Raw genomic sequence first — 20158 nt, 5'->3', positions numbered from 1 at the left:
CCCTGGCCCTGTCACGCGTGCAGGTAGGTCTGCAGCCAGCCGCTGCGTACCGGGTCCAGCCCCGGGTGATGCGCTGGGGGACGGGTCAGCGGCCGGGTGGCCTGCAAGGTCGTGCCCCCGGCACTCAGGAAGAGGGGGGCGATGAGCCGGCCCTGGGCATCGGGCTTCATGGCTCCACGCGCCCCATCAAACGGTGTGCTTGCCAAGGCCGCGATCAGGGCAAGGGGGGTGTGGCCGGGTGCGGCCGCCAGGGCGTGCCGCAGCCACAGGCCTGTATCGAAGCCCAGGGTGGTCAGTGGCCCCGGGGCGCGCCCCAATGCCGCCTGCCACTCAGGGCGCGCCTGCCCTGACCCTGCCGCCAGAGCCTGCAGCACGCCAGCAGTGCCTGGGGGGACGCTCAGACCGCCTGCGGTGACCCGCAGCCCGGCGGTCCGACAAGCCTGGATCACGCCGGGTGCTCCACCACTGGCGAGCACGTGAACTGCGCCCGCGCCGCTCTGGCACGCCAGAGCGGCAAGTTCGGAGGGCGTTCGGCGTTCGGTAGGTGCGTCGATCAGTGTGGTGCCGGTTAGATTCCCCCCGGTCTGGACGAACCCGGCGGTAAAGGCGTAGGGGAGGTCGTAGCCTGCATCGAGCATCGAGATCAGCAGGTGCAGGGGGCCCGCTCCGGACCGGGCGAGGTGCGCGCCGTGGGCCCATTCTGCTTCCCACGCGTGCAGGGACGTGGTGACCGTCAGGGGCGGTGTGGCGGCTCCGCCCGGACGGGGCATCAGCACCCCGATCTCGGCGGCGATCAGGGGCACCGGGCGGGCCGTGAGCAGGGGGTGCAGGGCCGCCGTCAGGCCGTCCCCCAGGGTCACGAGCAGCTGCGCTCCCCCGTCCAGGGCGTCCCGCGCCGCCTGTTGCGCCTCCCGTGGCAGCGCTCCCGTCTGAAAGAGGCTGAGCACCACACCGCTGCCCCGCAGGGCCCGGGTCAATCCCTCCTCGAAGTGGGTGGCGAATCCCGGGTAAGGGCTGCGGCGGGGAACGATAAGTGCCACCCGCAGAGGGGCCGGTACGGCGGCCACAGGCGCGGCGGCCCCCAGACCTCCCAGGGCCAGGGCCGAGAGCGCTCCCAGGGATTTGAGGAGGCCGCGCCGGGTGGAACGGGACGGACCGGACGGATCGTGCGTCCCGGCCTCGGGTTGAAGTTCATTCATGCGGACCTCGGGAGTGCGCGCCGGTTATGACCGTGAAGGATAGATGCCTTGCAGCGCGATGATGTAGTTCAAGGTGAGGTAGGGAGGCATGTTGTTGTGCGGCTGATCGCCCCCAGCGGTCGACACGCTATCGGCAGCCAGCGACGTACCGGGCGAGTCGGATGCATAGGCAGTCAGTTCTGAACTGCGCGCCAGCGCTTTGGCATTGCCTGCGTTACTCTCCGCCGGATCGCTCACGGCCCGCACGGTGTGGGTGTGGGGTGGCAACTCGTTGGACACAAGCGTGACGGTCTCCGACCCTCCCACATCGCCGATGTACCGGGAAGTCAGTCCGGGCGCTGACCCACGGTGCATCGCTGCCCGCCCGCGCAGATCCGGCAAGGCGAACGTTGACGTCCCATTGCCGCCGTACATGCTGCCCAGCAGGCTGAACAGGGCCGTGTTCTGCGAGATGGACAGCACTTGACCGTCGCACAGCGCCCAACCGTTGGGAGCAAAATTCCCACTAAAGAGGCGAATCTCGCCGACGAAAGGATCCACACGCCACCTCCTTAATTCTGTTGGGGAAAGATTCCGTAGAGCGAGATGATGTAATTGACAGTCAGGAACGGCGGCATGTTCTCATGGGGCTGCGCGCCACCCGCGGCGGACAGCGCCCTGGGGTCCAGCGATACATTGGGTGTATCCGCCAGAAACAGTTCCCCAACGCTGGACCGGGCCAGGCGGTTCCCGGCGGGGCTCGCGTCCGTGGCCACCTGTGACGACACGCTGAGCGTGTGCGTGTGCACAGGAAGCTGCGTTGCCGTGAGCGTGACCTGTTCTGTCCCTCCCGTGTCGCCGAGCACGAGGTTCTCGGGTATGCCCGGGCCCTGTCCAGCATGTCGAGGAATCCGGCCCTGCAAGTTGGGCAGGGCGAACGTGCTCTGACCGTCTCCGCCGTAGGTGGTGCCGATCAGAGCAAACAGCGTGTCGTATTCCGCAATGGGCAGCATTTGGCCATCGCACATGGCCCAGCCCTGGGGCGCGAAGTTAAAGCCCACCGTCCGAATCTCGCCGATATAGGGGTTTGACATATCAGTTCCTGGAGGGAAAGATTCCCTGAAGAGCGATGATGTAGTTGAGCACCAAGAAAGGTGGCCTGTTCTCGTGCGGCTGCCCTCCCCCGAAGGAGGACACTGCGTCGGGCGAAAGGGCTGTATCGACTGGCCCGGTGCCGTACAGCCGTTCCCCCTGGGCAGGGGCGGCCAGCAGGTTCCCCGCTGGAAGCGGTGTGGTGGCTGGCCGCGAGGATGCGCCCAGCAGGTGGGTGTGGCGGGGCAGCTCGGCCGTGGTGAGGGTATGGAAGGATTCTCCCGCCCTTATTCCGAGCACGCTAAGTCCTGCGTGAACCGCCATGCGCCCCCGCAGGTCTGGCAGGGCGAAGTTCGTCCGGCCGTCGCCACCATAGTAGGTGCCCAGAATGGAAAACAGGGCCTGGTTCTGATTGATGGGCAGCAGTTGCCCGTTGCACATCGCCCAGCCTTTCGGAGCGAAGTTGAAGCTGATCGGACGAATTTCACCAATGAAGGGTTCAGACATGGCGGGTTACCGGTCCCTTTCAGCCGGGGGGAAGCGGCCCATCTAGAAGCTCGGCTCCACACACGTGCCAGCTTGAGCGTTCAGGGTGGCGCTGCTGCGGGTGCGGACGCTGGCCCCATTGTTGCGCGAAGAAATGAACGACTGGACGTTGGAAGCGTTGGTCCCGCTGCCTGTCAACCCCGGCAGCACAAACGTGGTGCCGGACCGCTGCCGGAGCACCACCCCCGAGGTCACCGCACCAGGATCTGGATTGCCCGAGACGTGGTTGTTGTCCAGGTTCGCGCACAGCGTGTTCTGCTCCCCATCTGCCGCGCCGCTCAGCAGGTTCACGCCGTCCAGGGGCAGCGCGGCGGCGGGGGTGGAGACGGTGTTGCCCCGCAGGGTGGCGTCCAGGCGGCCTGCACTCCCCGCGCTGCCTCCCTGGGCCGACAGAGAAAGCCCGTAGAGGCTGTACCCATTGATGGTGTTGTTCTCCAGCAGGAACCGGGCCGCGCCTCCGCCTTGCACCGACACCGTCATACCGTTGCCGCTGCCGGTGGTCGCCAGGTTGACCGTGTTGCCAGTGATGCGGCCCTGATCCACCGAACTGCCTGGGGCGTGTTGCGCCCGGTAAGCCAGCCCCGTGCTGCCAGTCGTGTTGCGGATGGTGTTGCCCGTCAGGGTAAACAGGTTGCTGCCGCTGCCGTCGGGCAGCAACTCTATGCCTGCGCTGCCGTTGCCCTCGAAGGTGCTGTTGCGTACGGTGAGGGACACCCGCCCCGAATCGCTCGCCTCGGTGCGGAACGACAGGCCGGTGCCGCTGTTCTGGACCTTCACCCGGTCGAGCGTGAACTGCAAGGCCGCTGCGCCAGGCTTGATCTGGTACCCAGTCCCGCTGGCCGTCACGGTGCCGCCCGAGTCCGCCGTTCCCGTGCCGGTCACGCTCAGGGTGCCGCCCACGCCCGTCAGGCTGACGCCCGCCCCACCGGCCACCGGGTTGGCCGCGTCCAGCCGCACAGTGGTGGCGTCCAGGGTGCCGGTGTCCAGGGCCAGGGCAGGTCCGGCGCTCGCGGAGACGGTGCCCAGGTTGGCGGTCAGCGTGCCGAAGTTCGTGCCACGGAGGCCGCCAGTGGTGCCCGAGACGTTCAAGCCGCTGACGGTGTTGTTCGTGGCCAGCGTGACGCCGGCGCCCGCCGCGTTGCCCACCATTGGCCGGGCTCCCGCAGGCTCGATGGTGGTTGTGCCGGCGCCCAGCGGCACGGTGAGGGCCACCCCCTGCCCGATCAGCTTCTGACCCGCCTGCAGGGTGATCCCGGCGTTCTGGCCGCTGGCCGTCCCGTTGCCGGTATAGACGTAGAGGATGTCGTTGGGGCCCGAAACGCTTTGCGCCGCGCTCAAGGTCGTCAACGGCGCGCTTCGCCGTCCATCCCCCGGCGCTGCGGCATCGTTCTTGACGTACCACACCCGCTGCCCGACGTTGACTTTGGTCTGGAGCACCCCGGTGGGCGTGGTGCAGTTGCCGTCTGACACACTGTAATCGATGGTATCGGTAACGTTGCCGTCCCCCACCTTCGGGTTGAAGCTGAAGCTGCCGTCGGGTTGGGCCGTGACGTCCCCGCCCCGGGTGCTTGTGGCAGGGGCACTGAAGGTCAGGCTCGGCGTGGTCTGCCCGGCCACCGCCACCGCCTGCACGCGCGACAGGAAGCCGTCGGTGGCCGCCACGTTCAGTCCCGTGTTGCCCACCGTGTTGAGAACAGGCGCCGGGCCAGTGAGGACGAAGTTTCCACCCAGCCGGGCGAGCCGCGCCGTGTTGCCGGCCGTGGTGACCGAGGGAATGAACTTGAGGCGGGGTCCGGTCAAGGGGGTTCCGCACAGGGCCGCCACCTCCGCTGACCCCAGCGCGGTGGCGCGTGCGGCCACCTGGCTGCCCAGCGCCTGTTCCTCCACGCTCTCGGTCACGCGGGTGTTGGGATCGTCCACCGCCTGGAACATCATGCTGAACGAGAAAGGATCGTCACTGGCCGAAGCCTGGAGTGGCACCTTCACGGCGAAGGTCACCACCCCGTCGAATTGAGCTGCGCCGGGCGAGGCAGGCAGGGTCCGGTTGGCCGCCGTCCCCACGTTCCGCACCACGAAACCGTAGGGAAACAGCCGGGTGACGCCCAGGGCCGCCGCCGTCGTCGGCGTCTGAAAGCGGGTGGGGTCCACCTCGCTCTCGGTAAAGATCTGGAAGTCTTCCCCTCCAGGCAACAGCGCGGGCTGACCATTCAGTGGATCGAGCGTCATGCCGTGCGTGGGCAGTACCTGCGGTGCGAGGGCCGCGTTCGCCGCCGTACCATCAAATTTCTTGAAGGTGCTGAGCGGCGTCTCGCCGATGGTGCTCGGCGTGCTAGCTGCCACGAAGGTGAGGTTCTGCCGCGACGAACTGTACGGCACCCCGCTGCCATCGGCGTTGCGGACGCGGAAGGTGGCGTACAGGTAACGCAGGCCGCCTGCACCGCGTGTTCCTGTGGTGAAGGACCCACGTGAAGCCAGCTGAAGCTGAATCCCGGTGCCCGGAGTGTTCAGCGCCTGCCCACTTATCCCGGAGACCGGCAGCGTCTGCGCTGAGGCGGCCATGTCGTCAGAACCGACGTGATCAAAGTGGATTTCCACCAATCCCAGCGCGCGCGCCAGCGGCACGTCGGGATGGACAGGTGTTTCGGTGGGTGCGGGTGCAGCGGGCGTGGGCTGGGAAGCGGTGGGGGGCGGCGTCACGGCCACGGGCGGCGCAGGGGGCGCGCACCCGAGCAGCAAGCCCAGTCCCAACACGGTCCCCAGCCCCAGATGCCCCCTGCGCGGCGGTCTGATCTCTCGTCCGTTCATCAGCAAGGTCCTCCCAGACGTACGGTGGGGGCCTGTGCTGTACCCGCAGTCCGCACCTGGCACACGCGCACGCCGTTCGCCCCGCTGTAGGTGCTGCCCGCCAGGTAAGCCACCTGGACCGTCTGCCCGCCAGACAAGGTGCCCTGAAGGGCAGCCCCCCGCTGCGTCACCGTCTGCTCCCCGGGCGTTGCCTGTTCTTCCAGGCTCTCGGTGACGCGCGGCTGGGTGTCCTCGGCAGCCTGCACGATGATGCGGACCTGGTACGGGTCAGCGGCGGCGGTGGCCTGGAGGGGCAGGCGGTAGGCGAAGGTGACGCGGCCATCGAATTGTCCGGGGCCTGGGTTGCCCGGCAGGGCCCGGCCTGAACCGGAGGCGCTGCGCACCACGAAGCCGTAGGGAAAGAGCCCCGTAACGTGCAAGGCGCCCGCCGTCGTGGCGGGCGTGAAGTTGGCTGGGTCCGCTTCCGCCTCGGTGAACACCTGAAAATCAGCGGCGTTCGCTACCACAAGCGCCCGGTTCTGCACCGGGCTGTACTGCATGCCGTGGGTCGGGAACATGGACAGGGCAATGGTGGGGTCGGCGTTCGTGTTGTCGAAGCGCACGAGCTGACTGACCGCTGTTCCCTGCAGCGTGGCCGCCGTACTGGCAGCAAAGAAGGTCAAGTTCTTGCGGGCGTCGGCATAAGCCGCGTCCCCCTGAACGTTCGCGTTACGGACCTTGAAGGTGGCCGAAAGGTAACGCTGCCCCCCGGCGCCCCGGTCCCCCACGTCAAAGGCCCCGCTCGACAACAGTTGCAGTTGGAGGCCTCCGGGCAGGGTCGTTAGCGACTGTCCCACCACCCCCGAGGGCACGGGCCGTACAGAGGCGTTCACGGTGGACGACCCCAGTCCCGTAAAGGTCAGCTCCAGCAGACCCAGGGTCTGGTGTTCTGCGGCAATGGGGGGCGACTGAGCACACCCAACCAGCAGGGCCGAAACACCGAAAGCAAGCCACGGCCGGGGAATGCCGAGTTTCTGAGGTTTGACCTCGGGGCCATAAGGGAATGCAGTCATGGGTTCATCCCTTCACAGAACTGAGAAGTCGACTCGCGCGCCAGCACCGCCTGTGCCAACGGACTTAATGGTCACGGCCGAGAGGCGCAAAAGGCCAACTCAAGCTTCCACTGATGGGAACAGTCTGCGCCAACGTCATCACCTGCCACGGACCGAGCGGCCGCAGCTGTGGAAGCAAATAGGATTTCCGTTCACGGGGTCCTTCCCGCTCGTCCTGAGGAATGGGTGGCAAACTTTTGAGGGTCATGAGGACATGTTAACCTTTTGGCCACCTGATCCGCAGACTTTCTGCGCGTTCGTCACCTGATTCCAGCTGCAGTTGAGCTGCTCGTCGGTCTTCGCTGTGACCGTGACGCCCTGGACCGTGATGCTGACGCGGTTCCCAACCGTATAGATCTGGGCTTCCCTCCAGCAGGAAGGACTGCAGAAGGACGTGGTGAAGTTCGGGAGGTGCTTCATGCCCAGGGCTGGACCTGGTAAGGCCCGAACAGGGGCCCAACGCTGACTCCAACCTGGAGTAATGGGGGCGTAGGCGAGGCGGGGCCTCCAGCAGGGCGATAGACTCCATGATGCGGGTCAAGCCCAGTGTTGAGCGCGCGGTCGATCTTCAGGATGTTCAGCGGTCCCTTGACCCTCGGAAGAAGAGTGCGGGGGCAGCGCGCAAAATCACCGGTCCCGCATTCGCCATGGGGCTGTTTCGGAGCCAGGTTCAGACGCGCAGGACCCCCGGCTCAGGGTCGCCCTGGCCCACAACCTTAAATTCTGCGACCTCATCCTTTGCCTTTACCTTGGATCACAACACGCAATGTTGAAGAGTTGTCCTGGGCCCTGCTGTCCCTGCTTGGACCTCCCAGGCAATGGCAACATTGTGGGACGCCTCCGCTGCAGCTCCGCGCGAGGACCAGGACGCAACTTGCAACGCGTTCAGGTCACCTCACGCAGGGGTGGCCGGTCCGGTCTCCTGACGCCGTGCAGTGTGGCGGTTGGCGTAGCACCTCCCCGACTGGGCCTGACATCATCAACCCAGCCGCACCGGAGGTCTTTCCCATGATGTACACCGGAATTCCAACTGTTCTTGCCAACGACACCTCTGGGCGTATCTCGCAACTGCTGGCCCAGGCCGACCCACTGGTGGTGTCTGACGTGCAGGCGGCCATGGCGCTCACTCAGGAGGCGATGCGCCTGGCGGCTGACGGGGGGCATGAACGTGCGTATGGGCAGGCGCTGTGTCTGTACGGCGCGACCCTGTTCTTCCAGTCGCGCTACGACGATGCCCGCGCAGCGTACACCGAGGCCCGCACGGTGAGCCGGGCACTCGCGGACGCGGGCATCGAAAGCCGCGCCGTAAATGGCCTCGGCATCATCGCGCGCGCGCTCGGGGACTACGCCGCGACGATGGAGGCGTTCATGACCAGTGCGCAACTGGCGCGCGCGCATGGTGATCAACTGGGGGAGCTGCGCGCGCTCAGCAATATGGCGCTGCTACACAATCAACTCGGAGATCACGGGGCGGCGCTGAGCATGCAGCGCGAAGTGATGGCGGGCGCGTTGGCAGCGGGCCAGCGGGTGCTGGAGTCCTCGGCGGGCGTGAACGCTGTGGCTGCCCTGCACGCTCTGGGCGATCACGCAGCGGCGCTGGCGCTGGCGGATGAGCGCCTGGAGGTGACGGCGCAGCTTGGATTGCAGGAGCATCAGGTGCTGCTGCGCATGTACCGCGCGCGCAGTCTGCTGGGACTGGCGCAGCCGGACGCGGCACTGCGCGAAACAGAAGGCCTGCTGGACTGGGCCCTGGGGCAGGGCAACGCAAACAACATCACCCTGCTGCTGCTCACTGTCGGCCGGGCGCACGCAGCGCTCGGGGCGCATCGGGAGGCCCGCGAGTCCCTGGAACGGGCGCTGGACCTCAGCCGGGAATCCAGCTTGCGCCCCCGTGAGGTCGAGGCGCTTCAGGCGCTAAGTGAACTCGCCGCCGCGCAGGGTGAGCATGCTCAGGCGTACACGCATCTGCTGGCCTACCACACACTGGAAACCCAACTGCGCACCGAAACAGTCGAGCATAAAGTGAAGGTCATGTCGGTGCAGCAGCAACTTGAGCATCTGCAACGCGAAGCGGTGCTGACCCGCGCGCGCGCAGAGGAGCTTGAAGCGCGTGTGGCCGAGCGGACCCTGGACCTGCAACGTGTGAACACCGAGCTCAGCGTCCTCACCCATTCCCTGGAAGCGCAGGTGGAAGAGCGTACCCGCGCGCTGAAGGACAGCCAGGTGAAACTGCTTGCCATGGAGAAGCTCGCCAGTTTGGGGCGGTTGACGGCGGGTCTGGCGCATGAGATCAACACCCCGCTGGCTTCGGTCATGGGCATCATGGAACACGCCCGCACGCTGGCAGAGGAGTACCGGGAATCCATCGGTCACGGCGGCGTCACAGATGACGATCACCGTGAAATTGCCAATGAACTGCTGGGTGACCTTCAGCAGGCTGGACAGGGCGCGGCCCGCATCGGGGAATTCATCCGCAACATGCGGGGGCACACCCGAAACGTGGCGAGCGGAGCGGTGCGCATTGACCTGCCGCCGCTGATCAGTGACACGCTGGCGATGCTCGTGTACCAGGCGCGTGAGATGAACGTCGCGCTGAACTTTACGCCCGCGCAGGAAGGATGTGCGGTGAACGGGGAGCCCGGGCGGTTTACGCAGGTACTGACGAACCTGGTGCTCAACGGAATGCACGCCGCAAGTGGCCTGCCTGGCGCGCAGGTCACCGTGGATGTGGCGTGTACACAAAAAGGCGTGGTGCTGAGCGTGCAGGACAATGGCTGCGGAATTGCTGATGACGTGCTGCCGAACATCTTTGATCCGCTGTTCACGACCCGTGAGGTCGGCCAGGGCACGGGCCTGGGCCTGAGTATCGTGCACGACATCATTACGGGGCATTTCTCCGGAGAGATTGACGTCATCACCGAGGTAGGGGTAGGCACGACCATGCGGGTGACCCTGCCGGGCGCCTGAGGGGGCGGGGCGCGTCGGTCGGTGGGTTTCGAGCAGATTCGATGAAAGCAGTCCCTGTGCAAAGAGGGCGCTGAATGCGCTGCACCAGGTTCGTACGCTCTCTCGGAGGAGTGGCGTCCTCATGGGCGTCCGTTCCCGACGGTAGGGCACGGCGCTCCCCCACGAGAGCAGCAGTTCTTCGGCGTCCCGAGCGCTGCGCCTGAAGCGGGGACCGGGCCAGCTGGCGCAGCGAGAGGGAACCGGTCCCCAAGTTCAGGTTCTCTCAGCGGGTGGTGGGGAACCCCAGGTCAACCCGGCTGGTCGCCGGATCGGGCCAGCGGCTGGTCACCACCTTGGCCCGGGTGTAGAACTGCACGCCCTCGGGGCCGTACATGTGGGTGTCGCCGAACAGGCTGGCCTTCCAACCCCCGAAGGAGTAGTACGCGACGGGCACCGGCACGGGCACGTTGATGCCCACCATCCCCACCTCCACGTCGAACTGGAACTGCCGCGCTGCGCCGCCGTCCCGCGTGAAAATCGCCGTCCCGTTGCCGTAAGGATTGCTGTTCACCAGGGTCAGGGCCTCGGCGTAGGTGTCGGCGCGGACCACGCACAGCACCGGGCCGAAAATCTCGTCGTCGTAGCAGGCCATGCCGGGCTGCACCCGGTCAATCAGGGTGGCTCCCAGGAAAAAGCCCTCCGCAGGGGCACTGTGGATGCGGCCATCTACCACCACTTGCGCGCCCTCCTGCTCGGCGCGGTCGATGTATCCGCGCACCCGGTCCCGGTGCTCACGGGTGATGAGGGGACCCATCTCGCTGCTCGCGTCGTCACCCGGTCCGACGCGCAGTTTGGGCAGGCGTTCGGCGATGGCGTCCACGAGGGGGTCGGCCGCAGTCCCCACTGCCAGAACCACGCTGACCGCCATGCAGCGCTCGCCCGCACTGCCGTAGGCCGCACTCACCGCCGCGTCCGCCGCGAGGTCGATGTCCGCGTCCGGCAGGACAATCATGTGGTTTTTCGCGCCCCCAAGCGCCTGCACGCGTTTGCCGTGGCGGGTTCCCGTTTCGTACACGTACTGGGCGATGGGCGTGCTGCCCACAAACGATACGGCTGCCACGTCGGGGTGGGTCAGCAGCCGGTCGACCGCCACTTTGTCGCCGTGAACGACGTTCAGAACGCCGTCTGGCAGCCCCGCTTCCTTCAGCAGTTCGGCGAGCAGGAGGGTCACGCTGGGGTCGCGCTCGCTGGGCTTCAGGACAAAGGTGTTGCCGCACGCCAGCGCGTTGGCAAGCATCCACAGCGGCACCATCGCCGGAAAGTTGAAGGGCGTGATGCCCGCGACCACCCCCAACGGTTGCCGGATGCTGTACACGTCCACTCCGCGGGAAGCCCCCTCGCTGTAACCGCCTTTGAGGAGGTGGGGCACCCCGCAGGCGAACTCGACGTTCTCCAGGCCCCGCGCCAGTTCGCCCAACGCGTCCGCGTGGGTCTTGCCGTGCTCCAGGGTGATCAGCCGGGCCAGGTCGTCCCGGCGGGCCACCAGCCGCTCCCGAAAGCCGAACAGAATCTCCGAACGCCGGGACAGCGACGTCTCCCGCCAGGCTGGAAAGGCCGCCCGCGCCGCAGTGACCGCCCGGTCCACCTCAGCCACGTCCGCGAGGTCCACCTCGGCCTGGACCTGCCCGGTGGCCGGGTTGTACACGTTTTGCGTGCGGCCCATCCCGGGCGTGCGCGCTCCGGAGAGCCAGTGCGGAATGCGGGGCAGGGTAGAGGGGGGGATGGGAGCGGGTTCGACCTGGGTCATGGGAATCTCCTGTGAAGTGGGGCGTCGGGGCGTCAGTCGGCCGCGACGCCGAGCAGTTGCCGGTCGAGCATGGCGAGGGCGTCCTCGTACACGGCCAGTCCCTCGTCGAGTTCGGCGCGGGTGATGACGAGCGGGGGACAGACCCACAAGAAGTTGAAGCGGCTGTACGCGTACACGCGGTGGGCTTTGAGGTAGGCGGCCAGCGCATTCATCTCCGGGCTGCTGCCGCCGTAGGGCGCGAGCGGCGCCTTGCTGCCCTTGTCCCGAACGAGTTCCAGCACGCTGAACAGGCCCTTGATCCGCACGTCACCCACACAGGCGTAGCGGTCCCGCATGGCGAGGAGGCGCCCTTCCAGGTACGCACCCTGCTCACGCACATTCTCAAAAATCCGCTCCTCCTCGTACACCCGCAGGTTGGCAACGCCCGCCGCACAACTTACCGGATGGCCAGAGTACGTCAGGCCGCCCCAGAGCATGTGGTCCTCGAAGTAGGCGGCGATCTGCTCATTCACAATGACGGCGCCCAGCGGCATGTAACCGCTCGTGAGGCCCTTGGCGCAGGTCACGATGTCGGGCATGATGCCGTAATGCTGCGTGGAGAGGTACGTGCCGGTGCGCCCAAAACCGCTCATGACCTCGTCCGTGATCAGCAGGATGCCGTACTTGTCGCACAGGGCACGCAGGCGGGGGTAGTAGTCGTCCGGAGGTACCAGCAGGCCGTTGCTGCCCGTGATGCCCTCCACCAGCACCGCCGCGATGTTCTGCGGTCCCTCCATCTGGATGACCTCCTCGATGTGGGACACGCACTCGCGTCCGCAACTGTCGGGCGTCTTTCCGAAGGGGCAGCGGTAGCAGTAGGGATCGAAGACGCGGACGATGCCCGGCATGCCCGGCTCGACCGGCCAGCGCCGCATATCCCCACTCGCGGTCATGCTGCCCATGGTCGCGCCGTGGTACGAGCGGTAGCGGGTGATGATCTTGTGCCGCCCCGTGAAGTGCCGGGCCATCTTGATCGCGTTCTCGTTGGCCTCGCTGCCGCCAAGGGTGAAAAAGGTCTTGGCGAGGCCCGTGACCTCGCTGAGCTTGGTGCCCAGTTCGGCGCGGGGTCCAGTGGCAAAGCCGGGTCCAGCGAAGCACAGGGTGTCCACCTGCGCCTTGATGGCCTCCAGCACCTTGGGGTGCTGGTGCCCAACGTTGAGGTTGATGAGCTGGCTGGAAAAGTCGAGCCAGCGCGCGCCCGTATCGTCGAAGAAGTACACGCCCTGGCCGCCAGTCATGTGGATGGGGTTGGCCTGAGACTGCACCGACCAGGAAAATAGGGTGTGTTCGCGGTTCTGGCGGGTGACTTCGTCCATACGCGCCTCCAGCGGTAAAGGGAACAGGGGGAAAACACGGGAGAGGTGCTCGCCTGCCCGGGCAGGGGGCGAAACAACAAGGGCCGTACAGGGACCCGGGTGTGGATTGAGACCTTCTTATTCTGGCGCTGGGCGCAACAAATCCTCAAGAGACAGGGTGTCCAGTTCAGCACCAGGCAGGGGCATGCGGCGCAGGGCCAGAGCGACGCTCAGCGTCACGTGCCGTCCCTCCAGATCGCCCAGCATGCCCCGCAACTGCTCCAGGCGGTAATAGACGGTCTGACGACGTACCCCGAGTTGCCGGGCCACTTCGGCCACGTTGAAGTTGGTGCGGGTCAGGGCATCGAGGGTGCCGAGCAGGGCGGCGCGAGGACGGGGCGGCAGGTCGAGCAGCGGCCCAAGCTGCGCGCGCAGGAAGGGCAGCGCCCGGCCCGTTTCGGTCAGTGCGTCGAGTATGGGGGCGAGTTGACCGGTCCCCACGGTCGCCACCGGCGTAGGCTCGTGCAGGATGCGGTCATGGGCTGCGCGGGTGAGGTCCGCAAAGCGCACCTCCTGGGAAAAGACGATCAGCGGAAAGTCGATCAGCCGCGCGGCATGCAGCAGGGGCGCGGGCACAGCCTGGAGAGGATGCACGAGCTCGAGAACCAGGCCCAGCGCGCCAGCCTCCGCCAACGCGTGCAGGTACGTGACCTGGCCGTCCTCACCGCAGCGGGCCAGTTCGAGGCCGGTCGAGAGCAGCAGTTCACCGCCCGACAGAAAACGGCGCACATCCAGAATCTCCATGACGTGCACCCACGTCACCCGGCCGTCCAGCGCGCCCTGACCGCTCAGCACCTGCGCCCCCACGAACTGCGGCAGCGCCAGCACTTCCCGGAGGGTCGGCAGGGTCATGGGACCGTCCCCGCGGGAAGCTGCGTCAGCCACTGCGCGGTCCGCTGCGCCAGGTCAGCCAGTGCCCGCACGCTCAGCTCCAGATGCTCCTCCCGGGTGTCCTCGATCTTGTTGTGGCTGATTCCCCGCAGCGACTGCACGAACAGCATGACCGTCGGTATCCCGGCGCGGGCCACCTCGGCAGCGTCGTGCAGCGGCCCACTGGGGAGGCGGTGGCTTTGCGCGGTCACCTGCAGGATGGACCGGTCGCCCAGCTCAATCAGGTCGGGGTGAAAGGGAATCGGCCCGATGTGCCATAAATCGGCGAACGTCACGGTGCAGCCGCCCTCTTCGGCGAATTGCGCCGCGGTCGTCCGGGCATCGGCCCACATCGCTGCGAGCTTCTCTGCGTCGAGGTGCCGCTGATCGAGCGTGATCTCGCAGGTTTCCACCACGCTGGTCACGATGCCTGGCAAGGTCTTGACGCTCCCTACGGTGCAGACGCCACCATGCCGCGCGGCAATGGTATAGATCTCCTGACTCAAGCGTGCCGCCGCGAGGAGGGCGTCTCGCCGGGCGTGCATGGGCGTGCTGCCGGAATGCGCTGCCTGCCCGCGAAAGGTCAGCGTATGCCGCTCGACGCCCACGGTACCGAGAACCACGCCGAGGGGCAATCCCAGTTCTTCCAATACGGGCCCCTGCTCGATATGCAGTTCGAGATACGCGCCAGCGTGCCGCAGCTCCCGTCCGGCCTGCGGCGCGTCCGCGAGCGTTACCCCCACCCCTTTCAGCGCGTCTTCCAGCGAAACGCCGTCGCGGTCTTTCAGGCGGGCCATCTCCTCCACGTTCAGGTGCCCGCTGACGGCGCTCGAACCGTAGAGGCTGCGGCCAAAGCGCGCGCCTTCCTCATCGGCCCAGTCCACCAGCCGCACCGTCACCGGAGGCGTTCCCGCCGCCGCGAAGCACCGCAGCACCTCCAGCCCCGCCAGCACGTTCAGGCAACCGTCCAGCCAGCCGCCATTGGGCACGCTGTCGAGGTGGCCCCCGATGAGCAGCGCCGTCTCCGACGCTCCCCGCAGCGTGGCCCAGAAGTTGCCCGCCTCGTCCATGTGCTGCTCGACGGGCAATTCATCCAGCCGTTCCTGCAGAAACGTTCGGGCCGCACGCCAGGTCGGCGTGAACGCCACACGCTGCGCACCTTCCTCGTCGCCCGTCAGCGCCCGCAGCGCTTTCAGGTCACTGAGCACGCGTCCGGGCTGGGGGTCTGCCATCATGCGCTCTCCTCCTTCCGCGTCACTTTTTCTTGCCGGTGGCGGCTTCCCAGACGCTGTAATCCACGACGGCGGCGCTGGGGTTGGCCTTGAGGATACCGAGGCTGCGCAGCAGGCTCACGTTCGCCGCATAGGTTTTGGGGTCGAGGAACCCGGCGCGGCCCTGGAGGGTCGGACCGGCGCGGTAGAGCTTGGCGACCTCCGTCATCTGCCAGGTCTGGTGCGCCCTGGCGTCGCTGCGTGAGCCGGACCCCTTGCAGGTGTTGCCGCAGCGGGGCAGCACGATTGATACCGCCTGCGCCTGGTTCTTCGCCGCGTCGTCCCAGCCTTTCAGACTCGCGCGGACGAGCTTGGCCGCCACTTCACGCCCACTCAGGCCGCTGCCCTTGAAGTTCTTCTCGTTCAGGACGCGCTCGCTGGTAAACATCAGGTCTTCGAGGAGGTTGATGCCGTAGTCGGCCGTCTTGAACACGCGCAGCTTGTCCATCGGGTAGCCCAGCCCCATGATCTGGTCGAGTTCGTTGTAGGTCATGGCGCTCACCACGTCCACCTTGCCCGGAAACACCAGGCCCGGGTCGAAGGGGTAGGTGACGGCCTGCACGTCGGGTTTTCCAGCGCTGCTGTCCAGGCTGGTCGTCAGCCCGGTCTTCTTCATCAGGGCGACGGCGGGGTATTCGTTGCCACTGGGCCAGACCCCGAGCCGTTTGCCCTTGAATTCGGCAGGCTTGGTGATGCCGCTGCTCTTGAGGGTCACCAGCGTGTACCCGCTCTTCTGGAAAATCTGGGCGATGTGCACCACCGGCAGCCCCTGCTGACGCGCGGTAAGCAGGTCCGTGATCCAGGTGGTGCCGAAATCCGCCGCTCCAGTGGCCACCGTTTGGATGGGGCTCTGGTCCCCGATGGGCAGCAACTGCACGTCCAGGCCCTCGGCCTTGTAGTACCCCTTGTCCAGCGCCACGAAAAAGCCTGCGAACTGCGCCTGCGGAAACCATTTGAGCTGGAGCTTCACGGGCGTGAGCTTCTGCGCGCCCGCAGACGAGAGCAGGCAGGCGGCGGTCAGGGCAATCAGCTTCAGGGGGGATGCGGTCATGAAAACCTCCGGGGTGGGGGAGAAGGTGGCTGGGCGGAAAAAGTGCGGAAGCGAGGTTAATCAGGCCGCTGCCACCGAAGTGCCCAGCGCTCGAGCAGGCTGATTGCCCCGAAAAACGCGAGGCCCAGCGCGGCAGTCACGACGATGGCCGCCCACACGACGCCGAGGTTGAAGCGGCCCGCCTCAATCTGGATGCGGAACCCCAGGCCCTGTCCGGTCGAACCGAAGAACTCGCCCACCACCGCGCCGATCAGGGCGAGCGTCGAAGCGACCTTCAGCGCATTGAACAGGTAGGGCAGCGCAGCGGGAATGCGCACCCGAGCCAGCACCTGCGCGGGCGTCATGGCGTACGTGCGCGCGAGGTCGAGCAGCAGCGGCGAAGCGCTGTTCAGGCCGCGCGAAACGTTGAGGACCACAGGGAAGAACACAGTGATGGCCACGATGACCGCTTTGCTGGGCCACTCCAGGCCGGCGGCACGCACCACGACCGGGGCGAGCGCGACGATGGGTACGCTGCTGAGCAGCGCGGTGTACGGCAGCAGGCCCAGTTCCAGAAAGCGGCTGCGGCTGACCAGCAGGGCCGTGACCAGCCCGGCCAGCACGCCCGCGCAGTAGCCGACCAGCGTCTCCCGCAGGAAGGTCACGCCCAGGTCGGCCGTGAGGGCTGCGCGCGCCTCCCAGAGGGACTGCGCCACGCGCGAAGGGGTGGGAATCAGCCCCGCCGGAACGTTTTGCGCGCGCAGCAGGGCTTCGGAGGCCAGCACCGCGAGGACGAAGGCGAGGACCGCCGCCAGCACCCCCGGACGCCTGGAGAGAACGCGGACACCAGCGAGGCCCACAACCAGGCCCACCAGCGTCAGGACGAGGGCCGGAAGGCGCAATTCGGCGGGCACCTGCTCGTAGGGCCGCAGCCATACGCTGGCAGCGAGCAGCAGGCCGGCACCGAGCACGTACCCGGCCCAGGCCCGGCCCAGGGAGGACGGCGCGGGCATCAAGCGCGGTTGGAGGGCGCGGACCGCCACGGCGTCACCCACCTTTCCAGCAGGCCCATCAGTCCGACCAGCCCAATGCCGAGTGCGGCGCAGTACAGCATGATCACCCACAGCGCCAGGGTGTCCGAAGCGCGCGAGTTCTCCGCGAGCATCTTGCCCAGCCCGACGAAACTGATGGTGCTGCTTTCGGCCACGAGCGTGCCGATCAACGCAGCGGTGGCGGCCACCTTCAGTCCTGTAAAGAGGTAAGGCAACGCGGCCGGCATCCGCACCCGGAAAAACACCTGCGCGGGCGCCGCGTGGTACGTCCGCATCAGTTCCAGATGGAGGGGATCGGCGCTACGCAAGCCCCGCGCCACGCCCACAGCGATGGGGAAAAAGGCAATGTAGGCGGCGATCAGCACTTTGGGGAGCCAGCCCTGCACGCCGTACTGCCCCAGCAGCACCGCCAGCATCGGGGCGAGCGCGATCACCGGAACGGTCTGCGACGCAATCAGCCACGGCAGCACCACCCGTTCGAACGCGCCGCTCAGCACCATCAGCGCGGCGAGCAGCAGTCCCGTGACTGTGGCGAGCAGCAGTCCCAGCAGGGTCTCGCCCGCGGTGACCAGCAGGTTGTACGGCGCGCTCGTCTGGGCCATCGGCGGGGTGCTGAGCGTTCCGAACGCCCTCAGCAGCTGACCCGGTGCGGGCAGCACCGGGTCACGAAGCTCGGTGGCACATGCCAGCGCCGAGGAGCAGCCCAGTTCTGCTCCACTCGCGAGGGCGCGGGCTGCGCTGCCGCTGTTGGCCCAGAGCATAAGCGGCCAGTACAGCGCCAGGCCCAGCAGGGCGACGCCCAGCATGGGCAGCAGTGCCGGAGGAAGCCGGGAGCGGCGCACGGTGGTCACGCGTGACCCTCGCGCAGGCGCTCGCGCACCGCGGTGCACAGCTCAAAAAAACGTGTTGATCCGCGCGTTTCCACGCCGCGTGGATGCGGGAGGTCCACATCGATCACGTCCGAGATGCGCCCGGGCCGCGCGGTCATCACGACGACGCGCGTGCTGAGAAACACCGCCTCGCTGATCGAGTGGGTCACGAACACCACCGTTTTGCCCGTTTCCTGCCACAGCCGCAGCAGTTCGAGGTTCAACCGCTCGCGCGTGATTTCGTCGAGTGCGCCGAACGGCTCGTCCATCAGCAGCAGTCCGGGATTCAGGGCCAGGGCGCGCGCGATGGAGACCCGCTGCTGCATCCCGCCCGACAGTTGCCAGGGCCGGTGGCCTTCGAAGCCCTCCAGGCCCACGAGGTTCAGCATGGTGCGCGCGCGCGCCGTTGCCTCCGCCGGTGCCAGACGGCTGAGGTCGAGCGGCAGCGTGACGTTTTGCAAGACGGTGCGCCAGTCCATCAACGCGGGGGCCTGGAACACATAGCCGTACGCCCGGGCTTCGCGCGCCTCCCGGGGTGTCAGGCCCGAGAGGCGCAACTCTCCGGCAGTCGGCTGGTCGAGGTCTGCGATCAGCCGCAGCAGCGTGGTCTTGCCGCAGCCCGACGGCCCAATCAGCGAGATGAATTCGCCAGGCTGGATGTCGAGGTCCGCGCCCTGCAGGGCCACCGTCTCGCCGCCGCCCTCCCCAGGAAAGACCTTGCTGACGTTCTCCACGCGGATGCCGCTTGCGGCGGGGGGTGGGACGGCGCCCGTGCGGGCGGGCCGCGCCGTCATACCGGCACCAGGCCGCGCGCTGCCGCCCCCTCCGGCATGCGCCGCAGCAACTGCCCCCTCGCCGGGTCACCGACGAAAATGCCGTCGCGCACCGCGACCTGACCGCGCACGGTGACGACGCTGGGACGGCCGTGGATGGCCCAGCCCTCGAACCCGCTGTAATCATTGTTGACGGTGGTGGTCGCGACGCTGACGGTGCCCGCATACGCCGGGTCATAGATCACCAGGTCGGCGTCGCTGCCCACGGCGACCGTGCCCTTGCGGGGAAAGAGGCCAAACAACCGCGCCGCGCGGGTGCTGAGCGCGTCCACGAAGCGGTGCAGATCCAGCCGTCCGGCGCCCACCCCATAGGTGTACAGCAAGTTCACCCGGTCCTGAATGCAGGGAATGCCGTTGGGGATCGCGGTGAAGGCGCCGCGTCCCATGTCCTTTTGCGCAAGATCGAAGGGGCAGTGATCGGTCCCCACCGTGTCGATCATTCCGGCTTGCAGCGCGTTCCACAAGACCTTCTGGTTGCGGGCGTCGCGCAGGGGTGGACTCATCACGTACCGCGCGCCCTCGAAGTCGGGCCGCTGGGCGTAGGTCTTGTCGAGCAGCAGGTGCGGCACCACGACCTCCACGCCCAGCGGTACGCCGCGCGCTTTGGCACTTAGAGCGGCCTTCAGTGCCGCTTCGTTGGACAGGTGAACCACGTACCCGCGCGCGCCCGTCATCTCCAGAAAGGTGGCAAAACGGTGCGTGCCGTCGGCCTCCACCGCTTCTGGACGGCTGGGTTCGTGCCACTCAGGGCCGGTTTTGCCTTCGGCGAGCAGCCGGCCCTGAAGCTGCGCCACGAGCTCGGCGTTCTCGCAGTGGGCGGTGACGATCACGCCCAGCTCCCGCGCGAGGGTGAGCGCTCCGTAGAGCTCCTCGTCACCGACGCCGAACGCCCCCTTGTACGCCAGGAAGACCTTGAAGGAGGTGGTGCCGTCCGCGACGATCTCGCGCAGTTGCGCCTGGGTCTGGGCATCGAAGCGGGTGACGCCCATATGGAAGGCGTAGTCGCAGGCGCTGCGGCCCGCCGCCTTGCTCTTCCACAGCTCATATCCCTGCAGCGCGTCCTCGTGGCCCGCCGGGCAGACCATCTCGATGTAGGACGTTGTTCCCCCGATCAGGGCGGCCTGACTGGCCGTGGCGTGGGTGTCCTTGGCGAAGGTGCCCATGAAGGGCAGGTGGATATGCACGTGAGGGTCAATAAAACCGGGGAACACGTATTTGCCCGCGGCATCGATGGTTTCGGTGCCTGGCGGAACGTCGAGATCAACGCCGATACGCGTGATGACCTCGCCCTCGGCATACACGTCCGCCACGTACCGCGTATCGGCCGTGACAATCTCACCGCCCCTGATCAGTAGTCCCATACGCCTCCCTTCC

16 protein-coding genes are annotated in these 20158 nt (G+C 67.1%); 1 reads left to right on the top strand and 15 read right to left on the bottom strand.

Annotated elements, in window-relative coordinates; translation table 11 throughout:
- Window positions 1–11: 11 nt before the first annotated feature.
- Genes B9A95_RS08880 through B9A95_RS08855 form a run of 6 tightly spaced genes read right to left on the bottom strand, consistent with a single transcriptional unit; the run spans window position 12 to window position 6673 of the window.
- A complete protein-coding gene (locus B9A95_RS08880; protein ID WP_084046617.1) occupies window positions 12–1199 on the bottom strand; it encodes an ABC transporter substrate-binding protein in 1188 nt (395 codons plus the stop codon).
- 24 nt (window positions 1200–1223) lie between these two features.
- The gene (locus tag B9A95_RS08875; RefSeq protein WP_084046616.1) at window positions 1224–1739 is read right to left on the bottom strand and encodes a phage tail protein; all 516 of its coding nucleotides are present in this window, start codon (window positions 1737–1739) and stop codon (window positions 1224–1226) included.
- 11 nt (window positions 1740–1750) lie between these two features.
- Window positions 1751–2272, bottom strand: a complete 522-nt coding sequence (locus B9A95_RS08870) for a phage tail protein (RefSeq protein ID WP_084046614.1) — start codon at window positions 2270–2272, stop codon at window positions 1751–1753.
- 1 nt (window position 2273) lies between these two features.
- Entirely contained in the window at window positions 2274–2777 is a 504-nt protein-coding gene (locus B9A95_RS08865) for a phage tail protein (protein WP_084046613.1), read from the bottom strand.
- Window positions 2778–2819: 42 nt separating this feature from the next.
- The gene (locus B9A95_RS08860; RefSeq protein WP_084046611.1) at window positions 2820–5621 is read right to left on the bottom strand and encodes a beta strand repeat-containing protein; all 2802 of its coding nucleotides are present in this window, start codon (window positions 5619–5621) and stop codon (window positions 2820–2822) included.
- The gene (locus B9A95_RS08855; protein WP_084046609.1) at window positions 5621–6673 is read right to left on the bottom strand and encodes a hypothetical protein; all 1053 of its coding nucleotides are present in this window, start codon (window positions 6671–6673) and stop codon (window positions 5621–5623) included. Before B9A95_RS08855 ends, B9A95_RS08860 begins: the two co-directional genes overlap by 1 nt.
- Window positions 6674–7720: 1047 nt before the next feature.
- On the opposite strand from B9A95_RS08855, the gene B9A95_RS08850 reads away from it, so the two are divergent.
- Window positions 7721–9679 (top strand): ATP-binding protein, encoded by a 1959-nt coding sequence (locus tag B9A95_RS08850; RefSeq protein WP_084046608.1) that lies wholly within the window; start codon window positions 7721–7723, stop codon window positions 9677–9679.
- Window positions 9680–9941: 262 nt separating this feature from the next.
- Here B9A95_RS08850 and B9A95_RS08845 read toward each other — a convergent pair whose 3' ends face one another.
- The 9 genes from B9A95_RS08845 to hydA form a co-directional block, all read right to left on the bottom strand.
- Window positions 9942–11465 carry a CoA-acylating methylmalonate-semialdehyde dehydrogenase gene (locus B9A95_RS08845; protein ID WP_084046607.1) on the bottom strand — a complete coding sequence of 508 codons (1524 nt, stop codon included), beginning with the start codon at window positions 11463–11465 and terminating at the stop codon, window positions 9942–9944.
- Between the two features lie 32 nt (window positions 11466–11497).
- Window positions 11498–12820 (bottom strand): aminotransferase class III-fold pyridoxal phosphate-dependent enzyme, encoded by a 1323-nt coding sequence (locus B9A95_RS08840; RefSeq protein WP_084046605.1) that lies wholly within the window; start codon window positions 12818–12820, stop codon window positions 11498–11500.
- 117 nt (window positions 12821–12937) lie between these two features.
- On the bottom strand, window positions 12938–13711 hold the full coding sequence (locus B9A95_RS08835; protein ID WP_084046604.1) for a PucR family transcriptional regulator: 774 nt from the start codon (window positions 13709–13711) through the stop codon (window positions 12938–12940).
- Window positions 13708–14964, bottom strand: a complete 1257-nt coding sequence (locus B9A95_RS08830; RefSeq protein WP_212648278.1) for a hydantoinase/carbamoylase family amidase — start codon at window positions 14962–14964, stop codon at window positions 13708–13710. The genes B9A95_RS08835 and B9A95_RS08830 overlap by 4 nt, the downstream gene beginning before the upstream one ends.
- Window positions 14965–14983: 19 nt before the next feature.
- Window positions 14984–16051, bottom strand: coding sequence for an ABC transporter substrate-binding protein (locus tag B9A95_RS08825; RefSeq protein WP_084046602.1), 1068 nt, complete (start codon window positions 16049–16051; stop codon window positions 14984–14986).
- A 56-nt stretch (window positions 16052–16107) separates the two neighbouring features.
- Complete coding sequence (locus B9A95_RS08820) at window positions 16108–17085, bottom strand: ABC transporter permease (RefSeq protein ID WP_245808214.1); 978 nt, start codon at window positions 17083–17085, stop codon at window positions 16108–16110.
- Window positions 17043–17933, bottom strand: coding sequence for an ABC transporter permease (locus B9A95_RS08815; protein ID WP_245808213.1), 891 nt, complete (start codon window positions 17931–17933; stop codon window positions 17043–17045). Before B9A95_RS08815 ends, B9A95_RS08820 begins: the two co-directional genes overlap by 43 nt.
- Window positions 17930–18745, bottom strand: coding sequence for an ABC transporter ATP-binding protein (locus tag B9A95_RS08810; protein ID WP_084046601.1), 816 nt, complete (start codon window positions 18743–18745; stop codon window positions 17930–17932). Before B9A95_RS08810 ends, B9A95_RS08815 begins: the two co-directional genes overlap by 4 nt.
- Window positions 18742–20145 carry a dihydropyrimidinase gene (hydA, locus tag B9A95_RS08805; RefSeq protein WP_084046599.1) on the bottom strand — a complete coding sequence of 468 codons (1404 nt, stop codon included), beginning with the start codon at window positions 20143–20145 and terminating at the stop codon, window positions 18742–18744. Before hydA ends, B9A95_RS08810 begins: the two co-directional genes overlap by 4 nt.
- Window positions 20146–20158 lie beyond the last annotated feature (13 nt).

This window comes from Deinococcus hopiensis KR-140, from assembly GCF_900176165.1.
Taxonomy (GTDB): domain Bacteria; phylum Deinococcota; class Deinococci; order Deinococcales; family Deinococcaceae; genus Deinococcus; species Deinococcus hopiensis.
Note: the sequence above shows the minus strand (reverse complement) of the source record. Positions and strands in the feature narration are given on the sequence as shown.